The 25,114-nt window shown below is 43.0% G+C and carries 28 protein-coding genes and 1 tRNA gene; 19 read left to right on the top strand and 10 right to left on the bottom strand.

What is annotated here, in order from left to right; genetic code table 11:
- Positions 1 to 23 precede the first annotated feature (23 nt).
- Positions 24 to 803 carry a sulfide-dependent adenosine diphosphate thiazole synthase gene (locus ACC612_RS06365; RefSeq protein ID WP_371853754.1) on the top strand — a complete coding sequence of 260 codons (780 nt, stop codon included), beginning with the start codon at positions 24 to 26 and terminating at the stop codon, positions 801 to 803.
- Positions 804 to 935: 132 nt separating this feature from the next.
- A tRNA-His gene (locus tag ACC612_RS06360) sits at positions 936 to 1,010 on the top strand.
- A 150-nt stretch (positions 1,011 to 1,160) separates the two neighbouring features.
- On the opposite strand, the gene purF is transcribed toward ACC612_RS06360, so the two are convergent.
- The 3 genes from purF to ACC612_RS06345 form a co-directional block, all read right to left on the bottom strand.
- Complete coding sequence (gene purF / locus ACC612_RS06355) at positions 1,161 to 2,576, bottom strand: amidophosphoribosyltransferase (RefSeq protein ID WP_371853656.1); 1,416 nt, start codon at positions 2,574 to 2,576, stop codon at positions 1,161 to 1,163.
- 31 nt (positions 2,577 to 2,607) lie between these two features.
- Positions 2,608 to 2,778 carry a 50S ribosomal protein L37e gene (locus ACC612_RS06350; protein WP_321418991.1) on the bottom strand — a complete coding sequence of 57 codons (171 nt, stop codon included), beginning with the start codon at positions 2,776 to 2,778 and terminating at the stop codon, positions 2,608 to 2,610.
- Between the two features lie 114 nt (positions 2,779 to 2,892).
- Entirely contained in the window at positions 2,893 to 3,108 is a 216-nt protein-coding gene (locus tag ACC612_RS06345; RefSeq protein WP_015324131.1) for an LSM domain-containing protein, read from the bottom strand.
- A 248-nt stretch (positions 3,109 to 3,356) separates the two neighbouring features.
- On the opposite strand from ACC612_RS06345, the gene thiD reads away from it, so the two are divergent.
- The 8 genes from thiD (at position 3,357) to ACC612_RS06305 (ending at position 9,693) form a co-directional block, all read left to right on the top strand.
- Positions 3,357 to 4,727, top strand: coding sequence for a bifunctional hydroxymethylpyrimidine kinase/phosphomethylpyrimidine kinase (thiD, locus tag ACC612_RS06340; RefSeq protein WP_371853655.1), 1,371 nt, complete (start codon positions 3,357 to 3,359; stop codon positions 4,725 to 4,727).
- A 72-nt stretch (positions 4,728 to 4,799) separates the two neighbouring features.
- Positions 4,800 to 5,414 (top strand): tRNA (pseudouridine(54)-N(1))-methyltransferase TrmY, encoded by a 615-nt coding sequence (gene trmY, locus ACC612_RS06335; RefSeq protein WP_371853753.1) that lies wholly within the window; start codon positions 4,800 to 4,802, stop codon positions 5,412 to 5,414.
- A 54-nt stretch (positions 5,415 to 5,468) separates the two neighbouring features.
- Positions 5,469 to 6,761, top strand: coding sequence for a tRNA pseudouridine(54/55) synthase Pus10 (locus ACC612_RS06330; protein ID WP_371853654.1), 1,293 nt, complete (start codon positions 5,469 to 5,471; stop codon positions 6,759 to 6,761).
- A gap of 38 nt (positions 6,762 to 6,799) precedes the next feature.
- The gene (locus ACC612_RS06325) at positions 6,800 to 7,084 is read left to right on the top strand and encodes a 50S ribosomal protein L21e (protein ID WP_371853653.1); all 285 of its coding nucleotides are present in this window, start codon (positions 6,800 to 6,802) and stop codon (positions 7,082 to 7,084) included.
- A gap of 133 nt (positions 7,085 to 7,217) precedes the next feature.
- On the top strand, positions 7,218 to 7,571 hold the full coding sequence (locus ACC612_RS06320; RefSeq protein WP_371853652.1) for an RNA polymerase Rpb4 family protein: 354 nt from the start codon (positions 7,218 to 7,220) through the stop codon (positions 7,569 to 7,571).
- A gap of 77 nt (positions 7,572 to 7,648) precedes the next feature.
- Positions 7,649 to 8,245 (top strand): DUF655 domain-containing protein, encoded by a 597-nt coding sequence (locus ACC612_RS06315; RefSeq protein ID WP_371853651.1) that lies wholly within the window; start codon positions 7,649 to 7,651, stop codon positions 8,243 to 8,245.
- A gap of 15 nt (positions 8,246 to 8,260) precedes the next feature.
- The gene (gene rsmA / locus ACC612_RS06310; protein ID WP_371853650.1) at positions 8,261 to 9,073 is read left to right on the top strand and encodes a 16S rRNA (adenine(1518)-N(6)/adenine(1519)-N(6))-dimethyltransferase RsmA; all 813 of its coding nucleotides are present in this window, start codon (positions 8,261 to 8,263) and stop codon (positions 9,071 to 9,073) included.
- Entirely contained in the window at positions 9,073 to 9,693 is a 621-nt protein-coding gene (locus ACC612_RS06305; RefSeq protein ID WP_371853649.1) for a HemK2/MTQ2 family protein methyltransferase, read from the top strand. The genes rsmA and ACC612_RS06305 overlap by 1 nt, the downstream gene beginning before the upstream one ends.
- A gap of 10 nt (positions 9,694 to 9,703) precedes the next feature.
- Here the strand turns inward: ACC612_RS06305 and ACC612_RS06300 are convergent, their stop codons facing one another.
- Both ACC612_RS06300 and ACC612_RS06295 read right to left on the bottom strand, forming a co-directional pair.
- Complete coding sequence (locus tag ACC612_RS06300; protein ID WP_371853648.1) at positions 9,704 to 10,558, bottom strand: 2-oxoacid:ferredoxin oxidoreductase subunit beta; 855 nt, start codon at positions 10,556 to 10,558, stop codon at positions 9,704 to 9,706.
- A complete protein-coding gene (locus ACC612_RS06295) occupies positions 10,558 to 12,282 on the bottom strand; it encodes a 2-oxoacid:acceptor oxidoreductase subunit alpha (protein WP_371853647.1) in 1,725 nt (574 codons plus the stop codon). The genes ACC612_RS06300 and ACC612_RS06295 overlap by 1 nt, the downstream gene beginning before the upstream one ends.
- Before the next feature lie 267 nt (positions 12,283 to 12,549).
- On the opposite strand from ACC612_RS06295, the gene ACC612_RS06290 reads away from it, so the two are divergent.
- Positions 12,550 to 13,350 (top strand): RAD55 family ATPase, encoded by an 801-nt coding sequence (locus tag ACC612_RS06290; protein WP_371853645.1) that lies wholly within the window; start codon positions 12,550 to 12,552, stop codon positions 13,348 to 13,350.
- Between the two features lie 157 nt (positions 13,351 to 13,507).
- Positions 13,508 to 14,365 carry a methanogen output domain 1-containing protein gene (locus ACC612_RS06285; RefSeq protein WP_371853644.1) on the top strand — a complete coding sequence of 286 codons (858 nt, stop codon included), beginning with the start codon at positions 13,508 to 13,510 and terminating at the stop codon, positions 14,363 to 14,365.
- A 29-nt stretch (positions 14,366 to 14,394) separates the two neighbouring features.
- Here ACC612_RS06285 and purE read toward each other — a convergent pair whose 3' ends face one another.
- Genes purE through ACC612_RS06270 form a run of 3 tightly spaced genes read right to left on the bottom strand, consistent with a single transcriptional unit; the run spans position 14,395 to position 15,958 of the window.
- A complete protein-coding gene (gene purE, locus ACC612_RS06280; RefSeq protein WP_371853643.1) occupies positions 14,395 to 14,781 on the bottom strand; it encodes a 5-(carboxyamino)imidazole ribonucleotide mutase in 387 nt (128 codons plus the stop codon).
- Positions 14,782 to 14,792: 11 nt separating this feature from the next.
- Positions 14,793 to 15,080 (bottom strand): chorismate mutase, encoded by a 288-nt coding sequence (locus ACC612_RS06275; RefSeq protein ID WP_371853642.1) that lies wholly within the window; start codon positions 15,078 to 15,080, stop codon positions 14,793 to 14,795.
- A complete protein-coding gene (locus ACC612_RS06270; protein ID WP_371853641.1) occupies positions 15,077 to 15,958 on the bottom strand; it encodes a shikimate kinase in 882 nt (293 codons plus the stop codon). The genes ACC612_RS06275 and ACC612_RS06270 overlap by 4 nt, the downstream gene beginning before the upstream one ends.
- A 468-nt stretch (positions 15,959 to 16,426) precedes the next feature.
- On the opposite strand from ACC612_RS06270, the gene ACC612_RS06265 reads away from it, so the two are divergent.
- From ACC612_RS06265 to cfbA, 7 genes are all read left to right on the top strand, one after another.
- A complete protein-coding gene (locus ACC612_RS06265) occupies positions 16,427 to 17,449 on the top strand; it encodes a 4Fe-4S binding protein (protein WP_371853640.1) in 1,023 nt (340 codons plus the stop codon).
- 2 nt (positions 17,450 to 17,451) lie between these two features.
- Positions 17,452 to 19,206, top strand: a complete 1,755-nt coding sequence (locus tag ACC612_RS06260) for a formylmethanofuran dehydrogenase subunit A (protein WP_371853639.1) — start codon at positions 17,452 to 17,454, stop codon at positions 19,204 to 19,206.
- Between the two features lie 4 nt (positions 19,207 to 19,210).
- Positions 19,211 to 20,020 (top strand): formylmethanofuran dehydrogenase subunit C, encoded by an 810-nt coding sequence (locus tag ACC612_RS06255; RefSeq protein WP_371853638.1) that lies wholly within the window; start codon positions 19,211 to 19,213, stop codon positions 20,018 to 20,020.
- Between the two features lie 10 nt (positions 20,021 to 20,030).
- On the top strand, positions 20,031 to 20,420 hold the full coding sequence (locus tag ACC612_RS06250; RefSeq protein ID WP_371853752.1) for a molybdopterin dinucleotide binding domain-containing protein: 390 nt from the start codon (positions 20,031 to 20,033) through the stop codon (positions 20,418 to 20,420).
- 1 nt (position 20,421) lies between these two features.
- The gene (locus tag ACC612_RS06245; protein ID WP_371853637.1) at positions 20,422 to 21,729 is read left to right on the top strand and encodes a formylmethanofuran dehydrogenase subunit B; all 1,308 of its coding nucleotides are present in this window, start codon (positions 20,422 to 20,424) and stop codon (positions 21,727 to 21,729) included.
- On the top strand, positions 21,726 to 22,556 hold the full coding sequence (gene fdhD / locus ACC612_RS06240; protein ID WP_371853636.1) for a formate dehydrogenase accessory sulfurtransferase FdhD: 831 nt from the start codon (positions 21,726 to 21,728) through the stop codon (positions 22,554 to 22,556). Before ACC612_RS06245 ends, fdhD begins: the two co-directional genes overlap by 4 nt.
- Before the next feature lie 130 nt (positions 22,557 to 22,686).
- Positions 22,687 to 23,088: a sirohydrochlorin nickelochelatase gene (cfbA, locus tag ACC612_RS06235; RefSeq protein ID WP_371853751.1), complete on the top strand. Its 402-nt coding sequence runs from the start codon at positions 22,687 to 22,689 to the stop codon at positions 23,086 to 23,088.
- A 58-nt stretch (positions 23,089 to 23,146) separates the two neighbouring features.
- On the opposite strand, the gene ACC612_RS06230 is transcribed toward cfbA, so the two are convergent.
- Positions 23,147 to 23,833 carry a DUF169 domain-containing protein gene (locus tag ACC612_RS06230; RefSeq protein WP_371853635.1) on the bottom strand — a complete coding sequence of 229 codons (687 nt, stop codon included), beginning with the start codon at positions 23,831 to 23,833 and terminating at the stop codon, positions 23,147 to 23,149.
- Between the two features lie 204 nt (positions 23,834 to 24,037).
- The gene (locus tag ACC612_RS06225; RefSeq protein ID WP_371853634.1) at positions 24,038 to 25,087 is read right to left on the bottom strand and encodes a GTP-binding protein; all 1,050 of its coding nucleotides are present in this window, start codon (positions 25,085 to 25,087) and stop codon (positions 24,038 to 24,040) included.
- Positions 25,088 to 25,114: the final 27 nt, after the last annotated feature.

Genomic DNA, 25,114 nt, shown 5'->3' with positions numbered 1-25,114 from the left:
AAACTCTTATAGGAGGCATATTTATTCAACTCGATGAAGTAACTATCACAAGGGCAATAGTTGAGGAATATTTCAAGGTATTTTTGGAATACACTGATGTGGATGTAGCACTGGTAGGAGGGGGTCCAGCAAATCTGGTGGCTGCCAGATATCTTGCTCAGAATGGAATAAAAACGGTGATATTTGAGAAGAAATTATCTATTGGGGGTGGAATGTGGGGGGGAGGCATGATGTTTCCACGGATCGTGGTGCAGGAAGAAGCGAGGAGTATCCTGGAAGATTTCGGTATCCATTATAAGGAATATAAGGAAGGATACTATACTGCAAATTCCATCGAAGCTGTGGGGAAATTGATCTCAGGGGCTATTGATGCCGGTGCTCAGATATTCAATCTTGTGGAGGTAGAAGATGTTATGATCCGTGAGGATGACCGGGTATGTGGTCTTGTCATAAATTGGGCTCCTGTGTCAATGGGAAGATTGGCTGTGGATCCGCTTGCTGTTCGTGCAAAGCTTGTGGTTGATGGTACAGGTCATGATTCTATAGTATGCAGCACCGTGCAGCGCAAAGTGCCGGGATCAAAATTCAAAGGAAAGTCCGTGGTTGGAGAAAAACCAATGTGGGCTGATGTTGGCGAGCGCATGGTCGTGGATGCTACGGGTGAAGTTTATCCTGGCCTTTTAGCAGCAGGTATGGCGGCTACTGCGGTTTCAGGATCTCCCAGGATGGGTCCAATTTTCGGGGGTATGATGCTATCCGGTAAAAAGGTTGCTAGTATTGCTCAGGGTCTCCTGAAACATTGAAAATATGTATGAAACTTTGGCCTCGAAGTGGATATCCTTATCCTTTTCTCAGGACTTGAGAAAGGAAAAGTTTATGTAAGAGAGATACATGTATAGGGTGCTCGTGCTAAGGGCACGTGACACCTACTTCGAGCCGGGGTGGGGTAGCGGTTATCCTGTGGCCCTGTGGAGGCTACGATTCGAGTTCGATTCTCGATCCCGGCCCCATTTTTCAAACATTTTATATCTTACAAGTTATAATTCCTTGAAAAGCACTATTTATTTGATTGGTACTATCATCTTGTATAATATGTATTCTCGATGTTGGCTACTTCAGCAATAGGGGGCCATAAAAATAAACCCCTTCGTTAAAAAAAGTTAGGAGAACTCGTCGAGTTTCAGTTGCTTACGAGGGCAGTTTTCTCCTGGAATGTCCAACGGATATTCACTTGTCAGACATGCTAGGCATAGGTTCTCCTTCTCGATGCCTATTGCGTGGACTAATCCTTCTACACTTAAGTATCCCAGTGAATCGGCGTTGATTACAGCTTCAACACCTGCTATTGTTTTATGGGCTGCTATAAGCTCACTTCTCGTACCCATGTCTATTCCAAAATAACAAGGGGCAACTATTGGCGGGCTGCCAATGCGTGCATGTATCTCTTTTGCACCTGCATTCTTCATCATATCAATAATACGCCTGGAAGTAGTTCCACGTACTATGCTGTCATCTATAAGAACTATCTTTTTGCCCTTTATATTCTCTGAAATGGTATTCATCTTGAGACGTACAGCAGTTTCTCGCATTGCCTGTCCCGGAAGGATAAATGTCCTGCCGATATATCGGTTTTTCATAAGTCCTTCGCTATACTTTATATTTGCCTCGTATGAATATCCTATTGCAGAAGTAATTCCCGAGTCTGGCACAGGTGAAACAATATCTGCTTTAGCAGGATGTTCGCGTGCAAGTTCTTGACCTATCTTCTCACGAACATTATATACCAGTTTTCCATTGATTATGGAATCCGGTCGTGCAAAGTAAACGTATTCAAACACACAATGTGCATGATACTTTTCCTTAACCAGTTGATGGCTCTCAAAGTTATCATTTTTGAAAACTATTAGTTCTCCTGGTTCTACTTCTCTGATTAGCTTTCCATTGAGGGTATCTACTGCAACGCTTTCTGAGGCAACAATATATCCTTTATCAAGCTTCCCTATGCATAATGGCTTAAAACCAAGTGGATCGCGGATTGCATACAACTGATCATCAATAAGGATGGCAAGAGAATATGATCCTATAAGCCTTTTTATCACATTGGAAATTGACTGAATCGGGTCATGGCGCAACAGTTCTTTTACAAGAAGATGTGCAATTACTTCAGTATCGGAACTTGTGATGAATATTCGGCCTTCTAATTCTAGTTCATCCCGCAAGGAACTGTAGTTTGCAAGGTTTCCATTATGAGCTATTGCTATGGTTCCGCTCTTATAATTGACTATAAGAGGCTGGCAGTTTTCTATTTTTGAATCTCCGGTTGTAGAATATCTGACGTGACCTACGCCTACGTTGCCCTTTAGTTCCACTAAGTCTTTCTTTACATATACTTCAGGTACAAGTCCCATACCTTTAATGGATTTAATATGCAACCCATCATGTACTGTAATTCCAGTGGACTCTTGCCCCCTGTGTTGCAAGGCATAAAGGGCATAGTATATTTGAAGAGCGGTGGGGTTGTCTGTAGATGCATGGTCCTGCATCACAACGCCCACAACACCACATTCCTCTTTCATCTATACCCCAAAAGAGAAAATAATATTATTTTTAGAATTTGCACTTACGTTCCCATTTGTAACTTCTCATGCGCGGTGTCCTGCCAAAACCACATGCAGTACACTGCTTTGTATGGATGTTAAGTGATACGCTACCGCAGCGCCTGCATGTAACATGTGTGCGCTTTTGTCTTTTTCCCATTGAGGGAGTACCTTTTGACATTTATCTTCACCTTGTTGAACTTTTTCGTCTCTCAATTTGATTATCGTGATAAATACTATCTGCAAGTTTGCCGTATATCAGGTGAACCTCAGACAGTATCATAGGTTAAATATGTTACGGGGATACGTATACTACGTTGTCACCCCTTATTATTACAGTACCGAGTTTTCTGGTCTCGCCCTCTCTTAGCTCCTCAGCTTCCTCAAGAACAAGGTTCATATGTACATCGTAGCCCTGCAAATTTCCTCTGAACTCGCGGGCGCCTTTCAGTCTCACAATAACAGGTGTGTTCAAAGCATTGTTCAGTATATCAAGAGGTCTGTTTCCCATTTAAAGCCGCCTCATCTTAATAAATCAAAGTATTCCTAAATGATATGTATCAACGGAATGATAGCATTATATTGGTCTCCATTGTGTATAGTCAGATATAAAACTATCGAACATAACGTATTATATTGTTGATCCGATTGACAGGGTAAAGCAGCTGTTGACCATAACGTATTTAGGATATTGTCTATATCTCCTGCTATATTCTTTCTCTTCAGTTTTTCATAAAGATATATCAAATGGTGAACATAATGTCTATTACTCCCGTGGTGCTAACGATTGCAGGTTCTGACTCCGGCGGCGGTGCAGGGATTGAAGCAGATATCAAAACCTTTGCAACTTTGGGAGTACATGGCACATGTGCTATAACTTCTGTCACAGCACAAAACACAAAGGGTGTACTCAGTATCTACGATCTGCCTCCTCATATAATCAGTGAACAGATCAATGCGGTATGTTCTGATATGGATGTCAAATGGGCAAAAACAGGTATGCTCTCCTCTGCTGAGATCATTGAAATCGTGTCAAAAGAGGCAAGATCCAATGGTCTATCTCTTGTGGTAGATCCTGTGATGGCAGCAGAAGCTGGTGGCGATCTTTTACGTAAAGATGCAATAAGAGTACTTAAAGAGAAATTGCTTCCCTTAAGTAAGGTCATAACCCCCAACATCTATGAAGCTCGTACGCTTTCAGGAATTGATATTAAAAGCGTGGACGATGCAAAAAAAGCTGCAAAAATAATGGCCGAATCAGGTGTAGATGTTGTAATTGTCACAGGTGGTCATCTGGATGCATCTGATGTTGTATATGAATCTGCTTCAGATAAATTCACTGTAATACCCGGAAAGTTTTTGGAAGGAGGCACCCACGGTTCAGGATGCACCTATGCTGCTTCAATAACCGCATTTTTATCAAAGGGATATTCTATCGTCGAAGCTGCCATGCTTGCCAAATCCTTTGTAGAAATGTCCATTGTCAGCAGTGTTAAAGTAGGTCATGGCGTGGGTCCTGTGAACCAGATAGGTTCGACCCTTAAAAATGCCCATAGGTATGAAACTCTTCATAATACTATTTCAGCTGCCAATATTCTGGTCTCATGTGGTGAATTCGGAAAACTCATTGCAGAAGTAGGTTGCAATATTGCCATGGGCATTCCTGAAGCTTGTGTAGTTGCAGATGTAGCTGGTGTCAGCGGAAGGATAGTGCGTGTAAGGGGTGTGCCTCATATTGCAGGTAATGTGGAATTCGGAGGCAGCAACCATGTGGCAAGAATGGTTCTTGCAGCTATGCGATTTGATCCTTCTATAAGGGCTGCTATTAATCTAAGGTACTCGGAAAAAGTACTACGCATCTGCAGAGATATGGGACTTTCCATTTCTTCTTTTGATAGAGCTGATGAGCCAGATCACGTCAGTACTATGGATTGGGGCGTGACATTTGCAATTGAGAACTCTTGTTCAACTGCTTTGAAAAAAGTACCTGATATCATATATGATGTCGGTGGAGTTGGTAAAGAGCCTATGATAAGGCTATTTGGAAAAAGTGCTGAAGACGTAGCCCGTAAAACAGTTATGATTGCAGAGTTATATTCCGCTAACAGTGATATTGATCTTAATGGCTGATATTAATGGTACTGGCTTTTGATCTAGAATCCATTAATACCTTGAAAGTTTATCTTTTAAATGGATGAGAACATGCAGGATTTTATTATAATTGGACATAAAGCTGTAACTACAGGTGGTTTTTCGCTCAATGATATGCCTGGCTCTGCAGGAAGGATGGATATTCTTTGCAGATGTATCAATTCGGTATTCTTTTTGTCTCATGACATGAGAAGGGACGTACAGGCACACCTGTTACTTCTGGGTGAGCCGAACTCTCCAAGGCTTATACGTTTCAATGGAGATAAACTACGATATCTGAATCCGGATGAAAGAAGTGCAGGTGCTTTGATAAAAAAAGCATTGGAGCTGGACAACATTTCTTCTCATGAAACTCGCTCTACTCCGGGCGTATGGGTACGTGAAGCCGATCTGTGCACTTTGCTGGATGAGTTTGCCAAGGATGATCGCAAGATATTCTATTTCAGGGAAGATGGTAAAGATATAAGGGATAGTTCTGAAGGGATAAAAGATGGTGTTTTTGTTCTTGGTGACCATCTCGGGCTTACGGAAGATGAAGAGCAGCTTGTACTTGGTATGTCTGCAGGTACTATATCCGTCGGCCCGCTCTCATTGCATGCCGATCATTGTATCATCCTTATACATAATGAACTTGATAGGTTTATAGCCAGTAAAATAGAAAGATAACAGTTTTATGCTGGTTTGGCATTAGAAGACCAGATATAAATTCAGAGTGATCAGATGAGTATATTCGATACCGCTAAGATGATAATCCATGAAGGCCCGATCTGCGACAATTGTATGGGAAGGCAGTTCGCAAAGTTGTCAACTGGCCTTACCAATGCCCAGAGGGGCAATAGCCTTAAAGTGGCTCTTTCAATGGAAGGGCACCGTATTCATAAAGAGGAAGGGGACGATTCCCTTCTTCGGGAACTTGCTCCCAGTTGCAGTTCTGTACGCAAGGTGCTAGGATTGAACGGGGAGGACGAGCGTTGCTGGGTATGTCTTGGTTTGTTCAATGATCTGGAAAAGTGGGCAGATCTTGCCGTTGCTGCACTTGAAGGATTCGAATATTCCAGCTTCCTTGTAGGTACCAAAGTGAGTGGTCTTCTTAGTGAAAATGAGGAGATACTCTGGAGCGAATGCGGTATTTCCCATGCTGAGCAGTTGAAGACTGAAATGAACCGAGAAGTGGGAAAGTTAATCGCAGCCAAGACCGGTAAAGCGGTTGAGTTCGAACAGCCAGAAATCGTTGTGATGCTAGATCTTGCTTCCGAAACATTAAGCCTGCAGGTAAAGTCTCTTTATATCCAGGGCCGCTATAAGAAGCTTGTAAGGGGGATTCCTCAAACAAGGTGGCCATGCCGTAATTGCAAGGGACATGGATGTGAAAAGTGTAATTTTACCGGTAAGCAGTACCCGGAGTCTGTGGACGAGCTGATTAAAAAGGATGTAATTGCTGCAGCATGTGCTTCTGACACGGCATTCCATGGGGCAGGACGTGAAGATATTGATGCACTTATGCTTGGCAGTGGCAGACCATTTGTGGTGGAGGCTATCAATCCCAAAGTTCGTACTATTGATTTGGAACAGCTTCAAGAAAATATTAATTCTTATGCATCCGGCAAGGTGGAAGTAAACGGATTGCAGGTTGTATCAAAGGAAATGGTAGAGAAGTTGAAATCTGCTCATGCGGATAAAGTATATAACCTTAAAGTTACATTCACTGACCCAGTTTCAAAGGAAGAACTAATATCAGCACTGGAAAGTCTTTCAGGTGCAGAGATTCAGCAAAGGACACCCCAACGCGTATCTCACAGAAGGGCTGATCTAACCCGAAAAAGGTATGTGCATGCCATAGAACTTTTAGGATTAGAAGCAGATCATGCGATTGTGAGAGTTAGGTGTGAAGGCGGTCTCTATGTCAAGGAGCTTGTGTCCGGTGATGAAGGGCGGACTGTTCCGAGTCTTACCGGTGTGCTAGGTAAACAAGCAAAAGTTACCGAACTTGATGTAGTGAATGTTGATATTTGAACTATTATCCATTAATCACAATACAACGGAGAAGAATTATGTCACATGGTGAGAGACACTGTACAAGGTACAAATTGAAGAAGACTATAAGGGAAAGAGGAATTTCCCCTGTAAGTAAGGCTATTCAGGAATTCGATAACGGGCAGATGGTACACATCGATATCGATCCAAGCGTCCAAAAAGGAATGCCAAACCCTAAGTTCCAGGGAAGCACAGGTAAAGTACTTGGGCAGAGGGGCAGAGCCTATTTATTACAGGTGAGAGACGGGAACTCTATGAAAGAGGTCATTTCTCTTCCACAGCACCTGAAACCTCAAAAGTGATGGTATTCTTATACCTTCACTGGCAACGCTTTAGCTTATTATCGATAGATATATCTTGATGTTTTAGTATATCAGTATATATTTATCGATATAGAGTTCCATATACTGTAGGATACATTAAGAGTGTATTTAGATGATAGTAAAGAACATTCTAAGTGAAGAACTTCTGACAATCTCAGAGGTCAGGGAGATGCTCAATGAGATCATGGAGGAGCGCCTGAGCAGAGAGGAAGAGCTCCGGTATGAGCTACGCAAAGCTATAAACCATGCGGAGATGTTCTCAAGGATGAGCGCCCAGAAGTCAAGGGAACTCGTTAACAAGCTCATGGAGCTGGAAAAGATGAAGCCAGAGATCGCTGTAAGGATAGCTGATCTGGTTCCTCAGAGCAGGGATGAGCTTAGAACCTTGTATGCAAAGGAAAGGTATACACTTTCCGAAGCAGAGCTGGACTCGATATTGGACCTTGTGAGTGAGGCAGTAGAATAGATTTATATTTGAAAATCTCATTTCTATTTTGATTTTGTACGCAATCATTAGCGGTTAGTTTCACGGAAGTGTTTAGTATGATTACTAGGGGAAAATCACCTGATCGAGAGGATTATGCATGGATCATAGATTACCTGCCTTATGGCAGTAGTGTGGATTCCAAGCCTTCCTATCAGAAAAAACCTATCGTTCAGGCTGTAGGAGAAAAACACTTTGTCCTCATGGAACTGGTGCCAAAGGAAAACGCAGTTCCTCAGATCCAGTCGAGGGTTTACATTGGTGAAGGGGACCGTGATATCATCGATCATGTCAAGCACAGGATTAGTTTCAATGAGCTAAGTCATGGGTCTCAGCTGGAGCTTCCATATATACTTGAACAAATAGTGCTTCTCAATGAGCAGCGTTTTGTAGATTTCTTTAATGATGCTCATCCGATCACCAATCGGTTGCATATGCTGGAGCTACTTCCGGGCATTGGAAAGAAACTCATGTGGGCTATCATTGATGAGCGCAAAAAGGGCGAGTTTACAAGTCTTAAGGAACTACATGGAAGAATAGGGAGCCTGCATTCTCCTCAAAAGATCATATCTAACCGTATAATTGAAGAGCTCAAAGATGATAATATCAAATACAGGCTCTTTACCACACCTATGCGTCGTGCTAAGCAAGAATAAAGGGTGAATAGGTCCTTGGTTCGCAGTATCCTGCGCCATTATGGCATATATGGGGGGCAGCATGACCAGCATTTTCTGGTGGATGAGAGGATACTGGACAGGATAGTTGAGTCTGCGAATATTGCTTCAGGGGAAACTGTTCTGGAAATTGGTGCTGGTATAGGTAATCTCACAGAGCGTTTATTGCCCCTTGCAGCTAAAGTGATAGCAATAGAACTTGATCCTAAGCTTATATCTGTGTTGGAAGACCGTTTCAAGGGTGAGGAAAAACTACAGCTTATTCACGGTGACGTTTTGGAGGTAACATTACCTCCTTTTGATAAAGTGGTTGCAAACCTTCCTTATTCTATCTCTTCTGAAATCACATTCAAATTGTTCAAGCATGATTTTAAGTTGGGTATACTTATGTATCAATATGAGTTCGCCCAGCGCATGGTTGCAAAGCCCGGTTCAGGTGACTATAGCAGATTAACAGTTAACACTGCATACTTTGCAGATGCTTCAGTTATAATGAAGGTTCCAAAAGGTGTTTTTTCGCCTCCTCCTCAAGTAGAGTCTGCAGTTGTGAAGATTTGTCCTCGTCCGGCTCCTTTTGCTGTAACTGACAGAGACTTTTTCCTGAAGTTCGTTACGGCTATTTTTACTAAAAGGAGAAAGAAAATAAGAAATGCTATCCTAGAAAGCAATCACATGCTAGGCATAAGGGATGTTAAGCATGTTGTTTCCAAGCTGCCGGAAGATATGGTGGCATTAAGACCCGAGAACCTGGATCCGGAACAACTTGCTGCATTATCCAATATGATTCTTGCACTGCAGCAGGAGGCATGATGCCCTGCATCACTTACCGAAATGCCTGTGTGGAATTTGTGGATGATGTGTATGAGCCGGCAGAAGACTCCTTTCTTCTTGCAGATGCGGCACTTACTTTTGCAAAAAAGGGTTTCAGAATATTGGAAATAGGTACAGGCACAGGTTTTGTTTCTGCGGTAATACAAGCCAACATGGATGTGGATCTTCTCGCTACAGACATAAATCCACATGCAGTGAAATGCGCCTGTAGTAATGGTGTTTCTACCATCAGAGCAGACATGTTCTCTGCTTTCAAGCCAGTTCAGTGTTTTGATATGATCATTTTCAACCCTCCTTATCTTCCCACTTTAGATGACGATAAGGTTCCTGGGTGGCTCAACTATGCTTTTGATGGTGGTGTTGACGGCACGGAACCCCTACGCAGGTTCCTTGAAGGTGTTTGTCTACACCTTTGTGCTACTGGAACCGTTCTAGTATTGGTTTCCTCACTTACGGGTATTGGGCAGACACAGTCGTGGATGCAAGAAGTTGGTCTTGAAACAGAAATAGTGTCAAGAGAAAAGTGTTTTTTTGAAGAGCTGGTAGTACTGAAGGGCACTTTAAAGAGCAAAAATAAGAATGGCAAATGTGTAAAGTGACCTTTAAAGGTCACATAAAAGTATCTATTAATTCATCTATATGTGCCTGATCTTTGGGCCTGCTGATAAGTTTTCCTTCTTTTAGTATACTAAATCCATCTTCAAGGATGGGTTTTTCTTTCTTGTAAAATACCCCTATGGGAATTTTATCTCCCCATTCCAAAGACCTCTCAAAAGCAGTTATCCTATCATCAGGCACGTATCCTTCTTCATCAAGCCTATACACTCTCTCTGCATACCACTTGAATGTGTTCAGTTTATTAAAAGATACGCAAGGTTGCAGTATATCTACGAGTGCAAAACCCCGATGATTAATCGCTTCCTCCAGGATACCTATCAGATGTTCAATATTTCCTGCATATCCTCTTGCCACAAAGGAGCAGTCTAAGGAAATAGCAAGTGCCAGGGGATTGAGCGGCGTATTAAATACTCCATGTGTCTGGACCTTGGTTTTCATGCCCAGCTCACTTGTAGGGGAAGCCTGGCCCTTAGTAAGGCCATATATCTGGTTATCATGCACTATAGCGGTTATGTTTGGATTGCGTCTGATAGCATGTATTATATGATTACCACCCTCGCCATAGGCATCCCCGTCACCTCCGACCGTCAGGACTGTTAACTCATGGTTGGCTATTTTTGCTCCAGTAGCTGGTGGCAGTGTTCTTCCATGCAGCCCATTAAATGTATTGCATTTCATGTAGTGGGGCAGCTTGCCTGCCTGTCCTATGCCGGATACTATCAGAACTTCATGCGGCTCCTTTCCGAGGTTCACCAGTGCTTTCTTGATGGCTTTAAGTATTCCAAAATTACCGCATCCTGGGCACCATTCAGTTTCGAATTCTAGGTAGTCATCTATTGTGACCATCAGATCACCTTCTTTTCATGCAGGGCACGTATTATATATCCGGGTGTGAAGGGCATACCGTCATACCTCAGCAAATTCATGTCAACAGAAATGTCAGCTTCCGTTTTCAATAATTTTGCAAATTGACCAGTTGCATTGCTTTCCACACATACTGTAGTTCCTTTATTCGATATTATGTCCCTTACAGATCCTTTATCTATCGGGAATATATGAGTGAAATGTACAAGGTTTACGCTTTGTCCTTCTTCGTTCAGAAGATCCACAGTCTCTGTAAGGGGGCCATATGATGATCCCCATCCAATAAGAGTAACATCTGCTTCATGAGGTCCATATACTTCAGGGGGCTCCATCTCCATCTTAAGTCCACTAAATTTCCTCATTCTTTTTTCCATCATGATGATACGGTTCTCAGCAGTCTGGTCAATATGTCCTTCTTCGTTGTGCTCATCGCTGTCGGCAACCACCACATGTTTACTCAGGCCAGGTAGAGCACGGGGTGAAATGCCATCAGGAGTAATGGCATAGCGTTTGTATGTTTCCATAGATACAAGTTCGTCATCAGACAACAAGTGTCTGTCAATTGTGATCTTTGAAAGATCGAACCTTTCACATGTGAATTGGGAGTCTGCAAGGTATTGATCACTCATGATGAATACAGGTATCTGGTACTTGTCAGCCAGGTTGAAAGCCTTGGCTGTAAGGTAAAATGCATCATCCGGGGTCTTAGGTGCAAGTATGCACCGTGGAAATTCTCCTTGTGCTGCATGCAATGCGAACAAAAGATCGCCCTGTTCGGTCATTGTAGGTAGCCCTGTGGCAGGTCCCGGGCGCTGGCCAAGGAATATTACTGCAGAAGTCTCAGTCATACCTGCTAGCCCCAAAGCCTCGGCCATCAGGCAGAACCCGCCCCCTGATGTTGTAGTCATGGCTCTGGCACCGGCAAAGGATGCTCCCAGTACCATATTAAGGGCACTGATCTCATCTTCTGCCTGTTCTACTACCACATTGAACCTGTCTGCATGTGCAGCTACATAATTCATAACTCCAGTGGAAGGAGTCATAGGGTAGGAAGCAAGAAATTGCACGCCTGCCGCAAGTGCACCAAGCCCAACAGCATCATTTCCATCAATGAGCATCATATTTGTTTTTTGGTCAGCTTTTTCAAAAGAGTATTTACATTTTCCAGCATAGTTTTCCTGAGCATATTCATAACCAGCTCTTGCAGCTTTTATGTTATTGTTGATTATGTCTTCTCCTTTTTTAGCAAAAGTATCCTTTAGAATATCTTCCAGGAATTTCAAATCCAAACAAAGCAAGCCCAGCACAGCTCCCGTAGCTACAGTGCTTGCATACAGTTTGCTGCCGCCCATATCTTTTGCTATCTGTTGGAATGGTACGTTGAATATCTGTCCGTCATCTTTTGTAACTTTCACTTCTTCTCTGTCTAGCAACGCTACTCCATCATTAAGCTCATCTATGTGCTTTTCAACTGATGCGCTATCCAGTGCTATTAACATGTCCAACTGATCGGAGATTGCTTTGATCGGGCGATCACTTACTCTTATCTGAAAATAATTATGTCCACCACGTACCCGTGATAAATAGTATTGTGTTGAAAAAACGTATAAGCCACTTTTTTGAAAGGTCTTAGATAATGCAAGTCCTATTGTCTGTATGCCTTGTCCGGCTTCTCCTCCCACTCTTATATTTATATCATGGTTCATTTTCTCCTCCCGGCAATATGATTTGTTAGTCCGTAGTTTTTACGATACGGTCTCTGGATAAAATAGTGCAATCTGTAAATATGTGCATCATCTTAAATTAAATCTCGTCTCAAATTTGATTTCTAATGTTCAGTCTATATTTTGCAAGAGATCAAATTATGGGGTATATGCTTTCAAATGTTATTTGTCGAAAAGATGAGCAGCTATATATACTTCTAATTATAATAAACCGTTTATACAAAACAATCTCTTAACTTCGGTGATAGTATGGATCGCGTCCCTACAGGTATAGTAAATCTTGATAAAAAAATAGGTGGAGGTTACCCACGTGGAAAAGGAATACTTTTAACGGGTGTTCCGGGTAGCGGCAAAACTATATTTGGCCTTCATCTGTTGTACCAATCCTGTTCGGATGGTAAGAAATGTGTCCTCATAGCAACCGAAGAGTCTCCGGAAGATTTGCTTGAGCAAGCTGGAATGCTCGGCATGAGGCTAGAACCTTTTTTAGAAAAGGGTTTGCTTACTATTAAACAGATATTGGAACTAAGAGCAGGAGCTGTAGCCAGAGCTGCAAATCTTATAGACGGTTTCAATAACACTGAGATCGATCTCATCGAAGAGTGCAATCTTGATCGGTCATTCAGGCATGATCAAGTAGGTTTTAACATTGGTGAGATAGATCTTGTCGATGTGATCAAATTAGTTCCCGAGGGTACTGATATATTGGTCGTGGATAATCTTGGAGTACTTGCCTTTGGTTTGGATATCAAACAGTTTAGAGACAAATTTGATACTCTTAATCGTCTCTTAGCTTCCAATAAGATAACTGTAGTGTACGTAATGGACGATGCTGCATACCAGATAACTCATCAGGTAGCTGATTATTCAACCCATGGAGCTATAAAACTGTTCATAAAAGAAAATCCCTATACCGGAAAAATGGAACGCTTCCTGAATATTCCCAAAATGCGTAATACATCAATATCGTTGGATTCAATCCTATTTGACATCACAGCTTCAGGAATAGAACTGAAAGGTGCCAAGGGCAAAATAGTAGATATGAGTTAAGATGCAATCCATCGGGTAAAATACAAACTATAAGGTCCTTGCATTGTGCTGTATTATGTTTCAGGACATACAACTTCTTTATAAAAAGAATATATTATTAGTGTTTGAATGAAAAATTCCTACGTTGCAGCAGTACATATCTATGTGAGGTAATAATATGCCAGATGAACCTAAATCAAAAGTGCTTATAGTAGATGATGAGCCCATGAATGTGGAACTCCTTCAGGCATATTTGGGCTCTGAATATGTTACAGTTTCCGCATCAAATGGGAAAGAAGCACTTGAAAAAGTTAATGAAGAAAAACCGGACATTGTGCTGCTGGATATAATGATGCCTGAAATGAACGGTTATGAGGTATGTAAGCTAATTAAAAAGGGTGAAGTTACTAAATTCTTACCTGTAGTCATGGTTACAGCACTCTCTAACAGGGAAGATCGAATAAAGGGTGTAGAGGCTGGTGCTGATGATTTTCTTATAAAACCAGTGGATAAAGTGGAACTCAGTGCAAGAATAAGGTCTCTTCTTAGAATCAAGCACCTTCATAGCAGTTTACAGCAGGAAAAGGATAAACTTGAAATGCAGAACCGCGTGAGATCTGTGCTTACAAGAATAATTCCAACCCTTTTCAAAACAGTACCACTGGAACAAAAGAACATGATCATTCACCAGATGACGTATATGGTAGTTGAATCAATGCTAGAAGATCTAGTGGATAAAGATCTTAATACTAAAAATAATCCTCTTGGAGAATCATGCTGCATGCTGATGAACCAGCTTGGAGGCAGTTTTGAATTCAAACCCAGTCCACAAGATAATGCCTCTTTTTATTTAAAAGGAACCAAATGTCCCTGGGGAGCCCAGGAAGCACAATTGAACCCCATTCTGTGCAATCTTACAAGGGGAGCTTTTGCAAGATTGGCTGAAAGAATAGATGATGAAGTTGCCATAGAAGTGCTTTCAACCATGGGCAATGGCGATGAGGAATGTATTTTCAAGCTTAGCAAGCAAGGATAATTTTTCAATAATAAATAATCTTTACCTGCTCAGTGCAGGTCAAGTATTCTAATAGCAAGATGTGCGGCATTTGCACCATTATCTATTCCCACACTTGCTACAGGCACACCCGGAGGCATCTGAGCAATTGATAATAATGCGTCAAGTCCCATCATTTTTGCACTCACTGGCACTCCTATTACCGGCTTTTTAGTTTTCGACGCAATAACTCCTGGTAATGCAGCAGATAACCCTGCAATTGCAATAAAAACCTTGGCACTGCTTCCTGCAATATATTCATCAAGGGTATCGGGACTACGATGTGCTGAGATTACCTGAATATCATAAGTGTACTTGCTGTCATCCAGTATACTTGTTACACGATTCGCTATGGCACGGTCTGATTCTGACCCCATTATTACTGCTATATCTACCATTTTATACTTCCTCAGGGAAACTTGCCTTTTCCGCTAAGTTCCTGCTGTCTTTCTATACTCATTTCAATGAGTATTTGAAATATAGATTTCACTGGATTTGTATCCAGGTTAAAATCAATAGCATTGTCCACTGCTCTTTCAAGGACTACTTTGTTCTGGTTCTCATCACTAATCGGAAGACCTGCCTTTATTTTAGATTCCAGCACCTTGTCCGCAAGTTCTGTGCGCTTTTTAATGAGGCCAACGATATCTCTGTCTATTTGTTGGATCTCAGTACGTACTTCTTCCAGTGAGCTCATATTTTATCCCAGCCAGTGAGTTTTTTTGCTCTTTTATTATATATCTTAGTACTTATCAGGCTTCCGCTTATCCCAAGCTGGGACCAGCTTTCACGAAGTTTTGGTTCTGATGCCGAGTCCACAAAAGCAACATAAGAAGGCCCTGTACCCGAAAGTGTGACTCCCTTTACCCCAACTTCCAGTGCTCTCATCATTGGTTCAGTATCAAAACCCAGAGCACCACAATAAAGGAATCCATTAAGGGTCATTGCCTCTTCATAGTTTCCCTCTAGGGCCATTTTGTATGCCATATCTACCCAGGGAGCAATTGATCGTGACCTTGCTACGTTCGTTGCCGCACTAAATGACTTTTTATCAGGTGCAAATATGAGTATATCTTTCTCTTTTTCATCTCTGTGTTCCAGTTCTTTCAATTTATTATCTGTAACTACGATTCCGCCAAAAAAAGAAGCACATGCATCGTCAAAGGCACCGGTAATACTAACGCCTACGTCCAAAGCAGCTTGCACTCCTATTTTCACGGCATCAAGGGGATCCATTTCTTCACCTAGGGCATCCAGCGTAGCAAGCACTGTGGCATTAGCTGCTGCACTGCTGCTTTTTAAGCCACTGGCAAGTGGTATTTCACTTTTTGTCTTGACAGAACCATGCATATCTGCGTTGAAATGTTGTAATACCAGTTCCACAGTTCTTTTTATCAACCGTGTATCAGCATCAGGCAGCCCTTCTATACTAGCATCTATGCATCCTTTTCCACCACAAAGTTCCACATCGGCAAATGTTTTTAGGTCCACTGCAAAAGCCGAACCTTTCCAGGTAGCTATTGCATTTACTATTGTGCCCGCACCCAGAGCATATGCATGTCCTGTATAACTCATAGAATCTTTTCCCTTGAACCAGTTTTATCCTTTAATGTTCTCTTTTCGGAACTAAGTATGCATTATGATATTTAAAATATGGTCGAAAAATGAGTTGATTTGTAACCTTCAATCGTGTTAATTCGCGCCGCCCGTACGTGTAGAACAATAATTTTATAACACATACATGTAACTTATAGTAACAATCCTCTGGTAGGATAAAAATATGCTAAGGAATGAAGCAATCCTTGTATTTGCACTACCTTTGGCATCAACAAATAAAGCGTACGTTCTTAAGCGGATCGTATGCATTCTGTGCTGTAACCAGCCACATCCCCTCAGGCATGTTACCTGATCCCAAAAAATGCGATGGCTTGTCAGTTTCAGAACATGAATGATTGAAATTATGCCTTCAGAGGAGGCGATTCTTATTGCATTGGATTTACTATTATCAATGCATACTATAGGCAGGATTACGGAGTAGATCAGATGAATGAAGTAGTGTTTGGAACAAAAGACGACAAGCAACTTATGTACCTTCCAGAGAAGTGCATAGGCTGTGGAACTTGCGTCATGGCATGTCCTAAAGGAATCATTACTATCGGTTCCGTGGGGGCTGTTGCTAGAGGCCTTATTGATAAGGACTATTTGGAAAACGATCCCTCAGGTTGTATCATGTGTGGCATATGTGCCAAGACCTGTCCCACAGGTGCATTGGAGATGAGGCAGGGTGGAAAGTCAATCAATGACAACACCTACGTAAGCTTCTCACTGAAACCAACAACTGTGAATGACAGTTGTGTACACTGTGGATTATGCGAACAGATATGTCCTCAGGGGTGCATAGAAGTAAGGCAGTGGTTGGCATCAGACGGCAGTACGAAAGTTGATGGGGAGACCAAGATCGATAACTCCTGTTGTGTACACTGTGGCTGGTGTGCGTCAGTATGTCCCGTTAATGCTATCACTGTACAGAAACCGTTTGCAGGAACATGGGTAAGGGATGAAAATACCTGTACCGCTTGCCGCTCGTGTGTTGATACATGTCCATGTAATGCTCTTTACAATCCGGAATGGGATGCCGGGGAGAGGGTGGATAAGGTTGCCCAGCGCGCAGATGCCTGTATCTACTGTGGAGCATGTGATATGGCTTGCCCTGTAAATGCTATCACTGTAACTAAGACCCAGATAATCCCTGAGGTTGATAAGAAAGCTATCATTGAGAAAAAGCTACTCAATGTCAAGGCACCCAGGCCCACTCTTACTTCTGTAATTATGACAGATGAAGAAGCTTGTCTTGGTTGCGGCAACTGTGTTATCATGTGTCCTGTGAATGCCCAGGCCAACAAGAACCTTGCTGCAGGTTACCTTAATGAAGTGGAGAGCAAAAAGATCCTCGAAGTCAGGAATGGTACTGTCAAGGTAGTCAATCAGGATGTATGTGGCTCAGATGGTGCATGTATCATGATATGTCCAGTGAACGCCATCTGGTTCGAGAGAAGGGAGTGTTAGATATGGCTGGAACAATTGCAATAAAGAATGGTTATGTGTTCGATCCTCTAAATGAAGTCAAAGGAGAGAGGATGGATGTTTTCATCAGAGACGGAAAGGTTGTAAGAGAGCTTTCTGCATCTGAAATGGATAATGCAAAGGTCATAGATGCCAGTGGTATGACTGTCATGGCGGGTGGTGTGGATTCTCACTCACATGTTGCCGGTGCTAAGGTCAACGCTGGTAGAATGATGAGGCCAGAAGATCATTACAAAGCTTATATGAAGAAGACCCCGATCACCCATTCTGGTTCAGGTTACACGGTTCCTACTGTTTATCTGGGGGGATATGAATATTCCAAGATGGGGTACACCACGGTGTTCGAAGCAGCTGTGCCTCCAATGGAAGCTCGTCACACTCATGAAGAGATGCGTGCAACACCTCTGCTGGACATGGGCGGGTACCTTGTATTGGGGAACAACTGGTTCCTTATGAGGTATATGAAAGAAGGAGACTTCGAAAAGGCAGCAGCATATGTAGCCTGGATGATGAGGACCCATAAGACTTACGGTATAAAATGTGTAAACCCTGCTGGTGTAGAGAACTGGGGCTGGGGAGAGAATGTTCACTCTCTGGACCAAGCCAACATCCACTTTGAGGTCACTCCTACAGACATTATTAAGAACCTGGCAGAGATCAATGAACATCTTGGTTTCCCAATGCCATTGCACCTGCACGCTAACAACCTGGGTCATCCCGGCTGCTGGGAGACCACAAAGGAATCTCTTAAGATACCAAGCAATGTGAAGGCTAAACCTAATGTTGATGTGGAATGGGCAGAAACAAAGATGAATGCAAAGAGGCATGAGTCCGTTTATCTGACACACTGCCAATTCAATGCATTCGGTGGAACCTCCTGGAGAGATTTCGAATCCGGTGTGAAGGGTATAACCGACTATGTTAACAGTGTGGATCATGTTGTCATGGACAGTGGATGTGTACCTTTCGGTGAAGCAACTTGTATGACCGGTGATGGTCCTTCTATACACGATCTAAGTGTACTGACCGGTAACAAGTGGTCTAACACAGATGTAGAGTGTGAATGTGGTTCAGGTATACTTCCATTCACATACCTTAAGACAAACGCTGTACACAGTGTGCAGTGGGCAATGGGTCTGGAAGTGCTGTTGTACGTAAAGGATCCCTGGAAGTCCATCATGACTACTGACAGCCCCAACGGTGGTCCTTTCATAAAGTATCCACTTGTTATGGCATGGCTCATGTCCCTCAAGGCCAGGCAGGATACCATGAGAGAATGTCATAAATGGGCTAACGACAGGAGCGGTATTGGCGGCGAGGAAAGAGAAATGTCCCTTTATGATCTGGCTATCCTAACCCGTGCCAACCCTGCAAGGACCATTGGTATGGCGTACAGGAAAGGAACTCTTGGTGTAGGAGCTGACGGTGATGTGTGTATTTATAACATTGATCCGACAAAGCTCGATGTGAATGACTATGAGTCCTTGATAAGGAACCTGCAGAATTCAGAATATACCATTAAGGATGGAGAGATCGTTGCCCGCCAGGGTGAGATCGTGGCAGTGCCTCAGAAGAGGACCTTCTACGCCGACATCAAGGTACCGGATGCTGATGAAAAACACATGCTTGAAGATGTAAAGGAGTGGTTCAAGTACTACACTCTAGGCTTCTCTAACTATCCAACGCCTGAGAGGTACCTTGCAAATCCAACTCCTATGACCGTGAATCCGTTGAGGTGATTCAATGGCAGAAGTTACACTAAGACCAAAAACTGATATTGATATAATGGTGGAAGCAGAGGTTATCACTCCTGATAATTTCGCCGGCAAGAGTGCAGCAGAGATTGGTGCACTGATCGTATGGCAGGGTCCAAGAGAGTTTCCTCTTTCCAATTTCTTTGACGTACAGGGCAACGGAGGAAGCTCTGCACAGGAAACTACTATCATTGTTGATGGTAATGTTCCAAGAGTTAAGAGGATCGGTCAGCAGATGACTGCTGGAAAAGTAATCATAAAAGGCGATGCAGGAATGCACGTTGGCTCCGCGATGGCTGGTGGGGAGATAGTTGTCGAGGGCGACGCAGAATCCTGGGCAGGCATGGAAATGATAGGTGGCCTGCTTCATATCAAAGGCAACACTAAGGATCACGTAGGATGTGCTTACCGTGGCAGCTGGCATGGTATGACAGGTGGCCGTATTGTTATCGATGGTAATGCAATGAACCAGCTAGGCGGCGGCATCAGCGGCGGAGAGATTATTGTCAATGGTAATGTGGATAATTTCTGTGGTATCCGTGCAAACGGAGGTCTGATTGTTGTTAAGGGCAACGCTTTCAGGACCGTGGGTGCTGAGATGACCAACGGTATCATTGTTGTGGGAGGCCACATTTCCAGATTCACGCCAGGTTTCCAGTACCAGGACGTAGAAAAAGATCTCAAGTTCGGTGACATTGAATGTCCAGGCGAGTACAAGAAATTCGCAGGTGACTATGCAATGCCTCAGAAGGTAAAAGGCATAATGTACGTATCAAGCGAATTCAACGGGGGTCTGTAAAATGGTGTGCATTGAAGCATTGCTTAATACTGGAAGTACTATCGACGAAGGCAGGCTTGCCAAAGGTGGTAGCAAATATACTGACGCATACATAAAGGAATGTGCAGTCTGCTGGCTTAATGAAGTGGATTATGCAGCATTGGGATTCCCTGAGAAGGTAAAGGTCATAAGAAGGGATGGACAGCGTTCAGTTGTAGTATACACCAAATGTACTAACGATATGAGGCCCGGACAGGTTTTCATGCCAAGGGCCATATGGTCCAACGTGGTAGTTGAACCATTGACCTTCTCCACAGGTTCACCTTTGTACAAAGGGAGTCTTGTGACTATAGAGCCTTCTGAAGGTGAAGTGCTTAGTGCGGAAGATGTTGTTCTCAAAGTGTACATGGGAGGTGAATAAAATGGTTGCAAGGAATATTATATGTCCGGTATGTGGTGCATCATGTGATGATGTTGTTGTGGATTTTAAGGGCGATACGATTGATGTCCAGAACGCCTGTAAGATGGGTAATGCCAAGTTCCAGGAAGTTGTGAGCCATCATAGGATAAGGGAACCCATGGTAAGGGAGAACGGTAAGCTGAGGCCTGCAACATGGGACGAAGCTCTGGACAGGGCTGCTCAGATTCTGGCAAATTCCAGAAGACCCTTTTTCTTCATGGGTAGTGAAACATCTATTGAGGCACAGGAAGTTGGTTTGCATATGGGGGAATATCTCGGTGGTGCAGTCGATTCCAATGCTACTATCTGTCACGGGCCTACGGCAATGGGTATCCAGGAAGCTGGAAGGTCAGGAGCTACAGCAGGACAGGCAAAGAACAGGGCTGACATGATCATCTATTGGGGAACAAATCCTCTGGAATCCATGCCCAGGCACATGTCCAGATATGGTGTTTTCCCAAGAGGCTACTGGACTAAGAGGGGCAGGTTCGATCGTACTATCGTTACGGTAGATCCAAGAAAGACTCCAACAACCGCGGCTTCTGATCTGCATGTGCAGCTTAATCCCAATACTGACTATGAGCTGCTGAGTGCATTGTTTACCATTGTCAATGGTAAGAAGCCTCATCCTTCAGTTGAAGAGATAACCGGTATTCCCATCGAAGTTATGGAGCAGGTTGTCACAATGATGAAGGAGTCAAATTTCGTGTCCATCTATGTCGGTCTTGGTGTATCTTCATCTTATGGAAAGCACAGAAATATCGAGATAGCATTGAATCTCGTAAAGGAAATGAACAACTATACCAAGTGTGTTCTGGGTGCACTTAGAGGGCACTGCAACGTGGCAGGTTTCAACCAGCTGGCATCATACCTCTATGGGTATCCATTCGGTCTGGATTTCTCAAGGGGCTACCCGAGGTACAATCCCGGAGAGTATACCTGTGTGGACCTGCTGAGGGAAAAGGATACTGATGCTGTGTTCGTGCTCAGTGCTGACCTTGTGGATCACATTCCTGCAGAAACTGCAGAATATATGGCACAGATACCGACTATATGTATTGACATTGCACCCTGTCCAACTGTCACTGTTTCTGAAGTAGTGTTGCCTGGTGTAATCGATGCAATGGAATGTGACGGTACCTTCTACAGGCTGGATGATGTGCCTGTGTACTTCCAACCATTCACTGAGTCTCCGTTCCCTTACACAAAGAGCAATGAAGACACCATGAAACAGTTGTTTGACAGAGTTAAGAAACTAAAGGAAGCATGAGAGAAAACCAACACGCAAATAGTTCTTCCGGTGAGGAGGGATCAGGAAAGAGGGATGAAGGTTTTGTTCCTCCTTCTCTCTATACTAACATAGCGTGCACGGAGATCTCAGATGTCCAAAGAAAAAGAATAGATGCGGATGTTATTATTGAGGAGGTTTTTGACCTCTTCATCAATGATGTCCATCTTACTACTTTTTATGCAAGTCCCAGGGAACTTGACGAACTTGCAGTTGGATTCATGGTATGTGAAGGTTTCATCGGAAGGGATGATGTCCAAAATATACTTTCTATTAATATAGGTCCCAAAAGGATCGATTGTGAGATCAATATTGATACTTCTCAGCTGTTCAACCTAGGACGCGTGGAGAGGTGTGGTACAACCCTCTTTACTCCCAAGAATCGTCCATTCTTGCCTAAGGATGTGTTTTTCAGCCCCCAAGTAATATTCAACGCAGTGGGGAAACTGAAGGAATGGGGCAATGCCTGGAAAAAGACCGGTGGTGCCCATTCCTCACTGGTATGCAATACTTCAGGCGAGATCCTTGTTTTCTGTGAGGATATCGGACGTTCCTGTTCTGTGGACAAAGCAGTAGGAAAGGCATTGCTAGAAGGCATAGATATTTCCAGGTGTGCTCTTGTCACTACTGGCAGGCTTGCAGGTACTATGGTGTCAAAGGCCATATATTCGGGATTTCCTCTCATGGCGAGTAAAGGTGCTACTGTGAAAGAGGCTGTGTTACTCGCACAGGAAGCAGATCTGACTCTCGTGGGTTTTGTGAGAGAGCCCAATATGTACGTGTATAGTGGCGAATATCGGGTACTATAGGGAAACTTATATTGTTTTTATTCCCTTTTTCCGGGATAAATGCAAAAGAACTATATTTGATTAAAACTTACAACCCTCCGAGTAAGTAACACTTTTAATAGACTTATTGTTACAATTTTTCAAAAAGGTGATATATATGAGTGAAAAGATTGGTATCCTGGCCATAGGCCATGGCAGCAGATTGCCTTACAACAACCAGGTTGTTACAGAGATCGCAGCTATTATTGCTAAAAAACACCCCGAATACGTTGTAAAAGCCGGATTTATGGAAATGAGCACTCCTTCTCTGGAAGAAGCATTACTCTCATTCCAAGGTACTGGTGTGAGTACCATTGTCGCTGTGCCCGTATTCCTTGCATCCGGTGTACATATCACCAAGGATATTCCAGGTATATTGAAGCTGGATCCTGAGACTAAACAGGGTAGCATCAAAATGAATGGACAGCAGGTAAAGATCCTGTACGGCAAGCCCCTTGGAAGCGACGAGCTCATTGCTGATCTGATCTTCAAGAGAGCGCAGGAAGTTCTCTGATCATAGCTGTGTAAGAACACAGCCCTTTCTTTTTGTATAAGTTCTAAAAAGAAGATGTTCAGTTACTGAACATCGTTTTTGCAGATGCCACAAGACCCGGCAGCATGTCCACTGGTATGCTCATGATCATCTCGTCTTCCTTTATTTCTGTGTACTTGCGGCTGCCGCTGCATCCTATGGTTACGCCTGCTTCTCCTGAGAGATATGGATAAGCTACGCCGTCTGCACAAACGCTTTGTTTGCCGGCAAAGCTTGCATTGACTCGTCCGCCGTTCTTGTGTAATAATGCCTGTGACAGTTCCATTACCTGCTTAGGGGTTGTAATGATCAATACTACGTCAGGTTTGAAAGTAGTTTTCTCAAGAGGTGAGTATACTACAGCTTTTACTGAATTTCCTGCTACTCGTGGAACTTTCTCCATAGTGCTCTTCGCAGCATCAAGTGATCCGAAATGATTAAGGTGATAGTACACTTCTCCTGTTTTCAGTTTCTCGCCCATTTCAGTAAGCCCCATTACTGCAGCTCCACCTTTGCACATGTGATCATCAAGTATTGCATAGAATTGAGATCCTTTTCGTCTTGTGTTATCCACCATCTGACAATGTCTTATGTTTTCCCCTATTCTGGGTATATCAGCGGGTAGTTCTTCATCTGCTTTAACAAGATGTACAGCGACAGGTGATGTTTTCAGATGAAGTGTGTCTATAAGTTCTTTTCCTAATTTCTGGATCTCTTCGTTGTTCATGAAATCTTCTCCTCTGTCGATCATAGGTTTTGGTAGGCTGTGTGAATATTGTGCAAAACTGTATATATAGTTTGCCAGGGGGTGATTAAGCTAAGATGTGTAGTTCTGTATGTGCTCCTCTCACATAAAAGGATCTTCAATCATCTTGGATTTTTAAATATAATTTAAAAAGCAGATCCGCAAAAAAAGAAAAAGGCAAGTGACTTAGATACTGATTCCAAGATGGGAAGAGTTTCCCATGACTGATCTTTTGATGATCTGCGCAAGATCGTCCCGATGCACCTCAGTTACAGCAGCAAAGACCGTGAATTCACCATGGTCTGAAATATCGGTGTCGATCACTTCCACTTCTGGATTGTCAAGATAAGATGTCACACTGATTCTCAAAGCTATAGATTCGGTGTGCAGGAACATTTTTAAATGACCCAGAAACTTGGGATTGAGTGCAAGAACCATATTTTTCAGGTCTTTCATAATTGAGGTCGCTGCATTGATCGCAGTATCCGTATCTATTGTGTGTTCTATATGATATGTGTCCGCATAACTGCTGACATTGAAATGGTCGAAGTGGTCGTCATTGGATGCACACATGTTATCCGGGCAATCGTTATCTTCAATATTTATAGCTGAACCTGTGGTGGCTTCCATTCCAAGCCACGACTCTACAGCATTCATAAATTGTATGAGTGCAAGGTCTTTTTCCTTAAACGAAATTGAAAAGATCTCTGCATCTACATTTATGTCCCGGATTACATTCTTTACTGCAGATATTTCCTCTTTTTCCATCAGATCTTTCTTGTTTATCACTATAATGTCGGCATTTTCCATCTGTTTTGTTGCAGCGTACTCTGAATGTTCCATTATATGCCTGAACTTGCTCCCGTCAATCAATGAGATTATCGGGCCCATTGTAACCTCTGGTCCAAAATCCATTTTTTCGATCTGTTCTTTTATTCTGTCAGGGAAAGCAACTCCTGTAGGTTCAATTATGAGTATATCGGGGTTAGATTCGGCCTGTATCAATGCAATATTTCCTTCCAGAGCGTATTTAAGAGTGCAGCAGATGCACCCTCTTGGCATTTCTTTTGAATCCAGCCCGTTTTCACTTATGACCTGCCCGTCAACTCCCACATCTGCTACATCATTGACCAGGACGGCAATAGTATGTCCTCTCTCTTTGAGATACTTTCCTATCTTTACCACAGAAGTGGTTTTCCCACTGCCCAGAAACCCGCTAACGATTAGAATCCTCATATGCTCCTCCTATCCTGTTTTCAGGAA

It is taken from the genome of Methanomethylovorans sp., assembly GCF_041447285.1.
Taxonomy (GTDB): Archaea; Halobacteriota; Methanosarcinia; order Methanosarcinales; family Methanosarcinaceae; genus Methanomethylovorans.
The sequence above is the reverse complement of the archived record's forward strand: the minus strand, read 5'-3'. Positions and strand labels throughout refer to the sequence as shown.